Below are 4,542 nucleotides of genomic sequence, written 5' to 3'. Positions count from 1 at the left end.
GGCTCGGCGAAGAACTTGGTCTCGTACGAGCCGGGCAGGTCTCCGGCGAAGGTCTTGGTGTTCGCGGTGCGCCTGGCGAGAATCTCTTTGCCCTGTTCCCACTTTTGAGCGGGCGTCGGCGGGCCGAGGTCCGGGGTGATTGCCGGATCCATCGGGCCAGCCGGCTGCACCGGAGGAAGGTTGTCGAGCGAGGGCATGTTCATCGGCTCGCCTGAGTCGGCGGCGGAGGCCGGCGAGGGAGCCAGCGTCACCAGAAGTGACATTAACAGGCACAGCAAGATCGTCGTGCGTGTCGCCCGACGGCTCAGTCCGCGCGATTTAATGCTCGAAATTACCCTTGGCATAAAACGCCCCCTGTTCCAGTGATTGTCTGGCCTACCTATCGGCACTACCGTCCGTCCACTAAAGGATGCCTGGGAACTTTCGGAAGAACCAGGGCCATATGGCAGGTGAAATAGGGCCACTTGGCACATGAAACGCTTGGGGGCGACGGTTTGATTGGACGGCCGCCCGGGAACTTGCTCGAGCGGAATGTAGCCGCCGGCGACGCTTTGAGGGCAGTGAGTTTATGGGAGACTTCCTATTCTGTTGTGGGCCTACAGGGAAGCCTCCGTAGCCATAGTGGCACGGAAAATGCCAATTGCTGCAAGAAGTTCTAATAAAAGTTTCCTGGACGCAAATGGTAGGGCTACTCCCCTACTAGCGTAGGGGCAGTCCCCTTGACATTTGGATTCCGACCCCATTTTCGCCGCCGGGTCTAGGATCCGCGCCGGTCTGCTACAGAGCAGGCAGTCTCATATACCTTCGTTTTTGAGACTGCCAGCGGACGCTAGGGATTCAAACTGAGGGTGTCTGGAAAGATGAAGGTGGCCCCAAGCTGGGTTCTCGGGCGCTTCGTCTCTTAGCGGGCTCCCTCCTCTAACTTCACGCGGCCTATTCCTCCGACCAGCTGACCGACAGGGCACTAAGATCAAGCCGTGAGCGACAAGCGAATCGAATCGGACAGCATGGGGCAGGTGGAGGTCCCTGCAGACGCCCTCTATGGCGCCCAGACCCAGCGAGCTGTCGACAACTTCACGATCTCCGATTGGCGTTTCGGCCGCCGCTTTCTGATGGCTCTCGGGCTGGTCAAATGGGCCGCGGCCCGGTCGAACCAGGAGCTCGGGCTGCTGGACGAGGAGCCGGCCGGCGCCATCCTGGCAGCCGCCGAGGAGGTCATCCGCGGCGACCACGACGCCCACTTCCCTCTAGACGTCTTCCAGACCGGCTCCGGAACTTCGACCAACATGAACGCCAACGAGGTCCTCGCCAACCTGGCCAACAGCAGTCTCGGCTTCGACCTGGGGGCCAAGAAGCCGGTGCACCCCAACGACCACGTGAACCTGTGCCAGTCGTCGAACGACGTGATTCCCACGGTCACCCACATAGCGGCCCTCCTGGCGATCGACCAGGTGCTGCTGCCCGGTATGACCCGCCTGCAGGGGGCGCTGGCGGCGAAGGCCCAGGAGTTCGACGGCATCGTGAAGTCCGGCCGCACCCACCTGATGGACGCAACGCCGGTGCGGCTCGGGCAGGAGTTCGGCGGCTACGCCTCCCAGATCGCACACTCAATCGCCCGGGTCGAGGACAGCCGGAAACACCTATTTGAACTGGCCCTCGGCGGAACCGCAGTCGGGACCGGCGTCAACGCCCACCCGGAGTTCGCTCCGAAGGCCATCGCCCTGCTGGCGGAAAGACTCGGGCTGCCCCTGAAGGAGGCACCCAACCACTTCGAGGCCCAGAGCGCCCGGGATGCCGTGGTCGCCGCATCGGGCGCCCTCAAGGCGGCTGCGATTTCTGTCGCCCGCATCGCCAACGACCTTCGGTGGCTCGCCTCCGGCCCGGCTTCCGGTATCGGCGAGATCAAGCTGCCCAGCCTCCAGCCCGGGTCCAGCATCATGCCCGGCAAGGTGAACCCGGTGATTCCCGAGTCGGTGATCCAGGTGGCGGCCCAGGTCATCGGCAACGACGCGGCCATCACGCTGGGCGGTCTCGGAAGCATCTTCGAGCTGAATACGATGATGCCTCTAATGGCCCACGACCTGCTGTTCTCCATCGAGACTCTGGGCACCGGCGCAGAGCTGCTGGCCTCCAAGTGCGTGGAGGGCATCGAAGCCGACGAGAAGCGCTGCTCCGACCTTTTGTTCGGCAGCCTGGTGCTGGTGACGGCCCTGGTTCCGGCGATCGGGTACGACGCAGCGGCCCAGGTCTCCAAACGGGCGTACGAAAGTGGGAATACCCTTAAGCAGACCGTGCTCGAAATGGGCCTGATGACCGAGGACGAAATCGACCGGGCCCTCGACGTCCGCAGCATGACCGAGGGCGGCCTGGAAACGGAGCATGGCGGGACGAAGGGGACGAAATGATCAAGATCGGATCCGCCATCTCAACCAACGAAAACCCGGTGGAAGCTGCCAATGAGGTCTTCGACCGCGCCATCGCAGCGCTGGAGGGCAACTCCCCGGACCTGGCGTTCGTTTTCGTCTCGTCGGCCCACGGCCCCGGGGTCGACGAGATCGTCTCAACGCTGGCGCCCCGCATGGGGGACGGAATCCTGCTCGGCTGCACCACCCAGGCCACGATCGGCGAGGAGCGGGAGGTCGAGGAGGGCCCGGCGGTCGGCTTCTGGGTCGGCCACCTGCCGGGCGCCGTCCTGGTGCCCTTCACTCTTTCGTTCGAGCAGACCGCCGACGGGCAGGCCCTGGTCGGCTTCCCGATCCTGGAGGACACCATCAAGTCGGTCTTCCTACTTGCCGACCCCTACACCTTTCCCACCCAGCACCTGCTCCAGAGCCTGAACGACAACTCCCCCGGCCTGCCGGTCTTCGGCGGCCAGGCCAGCGGCGCCGGCGCCGGGCAGATCGCACTGGTTGCCGGAGGCCGGGTCCTGCGGGAGGGAGCGGTCGGCGTCCAGGTCGGCGGGGCGGTCGACATAGCTCCGCTGGTGTCGCAGGGCTGCAAGCCCATCGGGGAGCCCTTTATCGTCACCGAGGCCCGTGGCAACATCATCAAGCAGCTCGGGGGCAAACCTCCGCTGTTCCGCCTGAAGGACATCATGTCGAGGATGACCCGGGAAGAGCGGGCCCGGGCCGCCCACAACCTGCACCTGGGAGTGGTCATCGACGAGCGCAAGCTCGACCCCGAGCCGGGCGACTTTTTGATCCGGGCGGTGCTTCAGGCCGATCCGGAGACCGGCGCCATCTCGGTGGGCGACGTAATAACGGTGGGCCAGACCGTTCAGTTCCAGGTCCGGGACGCCGAAACCGCCGACGCCGACCTGAAAGGAATGCTGACCGAGAAGCTCAGCCAGACCGATGGACGTGACCCGGCCGGCGCTCTGCTGTTCACCTGCAACGGGCGGGGCTCCAACCTGTTCGGCTCCCCCGACCACGATGTGACCGCCCTGCGGGACAGCGTTCCGGGGCTTCCCGTAGCGGGGATGTTCTGCGGCGGGGAGATCGGTCCGATAGGTGGGAAGAACTTCCTGCACGGCTTCACCGCCAGCGTGGCGCTTTTCCTGGAGCCCCTGAACCGGGACTAGCTAGCCGCTCTTCTTGTCGAGCAGCTGGAGCAGGTCGTGCGCGGCCAGCTCGACCTCCTTGTGCCGCCACTCGGCCGCCCGGTAGACGCAGGCGATCAGAGCGGTGCGGTGGACCCGGCGGAAGTCTCCGTAGACGAAGGCGTGGCGAGCTTTGGTCTCGTCGTTCGCCCCTTCGGTGAGCCCGAGGTGCCAGGCGGCATACTCCTCCCACGAGTGCGATTCGAGGAAGCGGTTCTCGTCCTCTGCCGTGGGCTGCACGTCGCCCCAACTGCTGTTGAGAACGTACTGGCGCGCCTCGATCAACGTCTTCGCCTTTGCCACCGCTTGCTTGTTTACTGCGTAGGAAGCCACGTCACATCCCTACACGCTCACGCATCGTCGGGGTACCCGATCAGCTCCCCGATACGGTCGAGCATCCGGGAGGGCTCGAACGGCTTGGGGAAGATGTTCTCGTGGCCGATGAGGTTGCGCAGCGCGTCCAGCGACTCGTACTTGCCGCTCACCACCAGAACCGGCACCTTCGACAGCTTCGAGTGCCGCCTCATTGTTCTCAGCACCTTCTCCCCGTCGATCCCCGGCATCATGAGGTCGAGGATCATCAGATCCGGTTTCAGCTCCTCGGCTTTGGTCAGACCGTCCTGGCCGTCACTGGCTTCGATGATTGCGTAGCCCTCCGTTTCTAGGAGGACCTTGATCAGCTCGCGCACGGAAGGGTTGTCCTCGAGGAGCAGTACGGTTCTGGGCGCCATCGTGCAGCTAGCGTATATCGCGAAGAAAAAGCTGGGGCGGCTTGTAGGAGCTTAGACTTCTTCCCGGCACCATTCAGCCAACCGAACCAGGAGCTCTAAGATGGTCCCACCGGCGGTCACCCCGAAGCAGAATCTGGGCTTTGTATCGATCAACCGGACCTTCAGGATGCTGAAGGAGTACGCGGTTACCTCCTTTGGGACTGCGGCGCTGAT

General features: G+C 64.1%; 5 protein-coding genes. 2 read left to right on the top strand and 3 right to left on the bottom strand.

The genetic code is table 11. The annotated features are described in order from the left end of the window. The coding region (locus VFV09_08485; GenBank protein HEU4867749.1) for a hypothetical protein at positions 1-263 on the bottom strand (263 nt) is incomplete at its 3' end. A gap of 714 nt (positions 264-977) precedes the next feature. Here VFV09_08485 and VFV09_08480 point away from each other — a divergent pair. Both VFV09_08480 and VFV09_08475 read left to right on the top strand, forming a co-directional pair. Then, positions 978-2,405 (top strand): class II fumarate hydratase, encoded by a 1,428-nt coding sequence (locus VFV09_08480; protein HEU4867748.1) that lies wholly within the window; start codon positions 978-980, stop codon positions 2,403-2,405. Continuing rightward, positions 2,402-3,580: an FIST N-terminal domain-containing protein gene (locus VFV09_08475; protein HEU4867747.1), complete on the top strand. Its 1,179-nt coding sequence runs from the start codon at positions 2,402-2,404 to the stop codon at positions 3,578-3,580. The genes VFV09_08480 and VFV09_08475 overlap by 4 nt, the downstream gene beginning before the upstream one ends. Here the strand turns inward: VFV09_08475 and VFV09_08470 are convergent, their stop codons facing one another. Both VFV09_08470 and VFV09_08465 read right to left on the bottom strand, forming a co-directional pair. Continuing rightward, on the bottom strand, positions 3,581-3,931 hold the full coding sequence (locus VFV09_08470; protein ID HEU4867746.1) for a hypothetical protein: 351 nt from the start codon (positions 3,929-3,931) through the stop codon (positions 3,581-3,583). It abuts the gene before it with no gap. A gap of 17 nt (positions 3,932-3,948) precedes the next feature. Further along, positions 3,949-4,329: a response regulator gene (locus VFV09_08465; protein ID HEU4867745.1), complete on the bottom strand. Its 381-nt coding sequence runs from the start codon at positions 4,327-4,329 to the stop codon at positions 3,949-3,951. Positions 4,330-4,542: the final 213 nt, after the last annotated feature.

The organism is Actinomycetota bacterium, from assembly GCA_035759705.1.
GTDB lineage: Bacteria > Actinomycetota > CADDZG01 > JAHWKV01 > JAHWKV01 > JAJCYE01.
The sequence above is the reverse complement of the archived record's forward strand: the minus strand, read 5'-3'. Positions and strand labels throughout refer to the sequence as shown.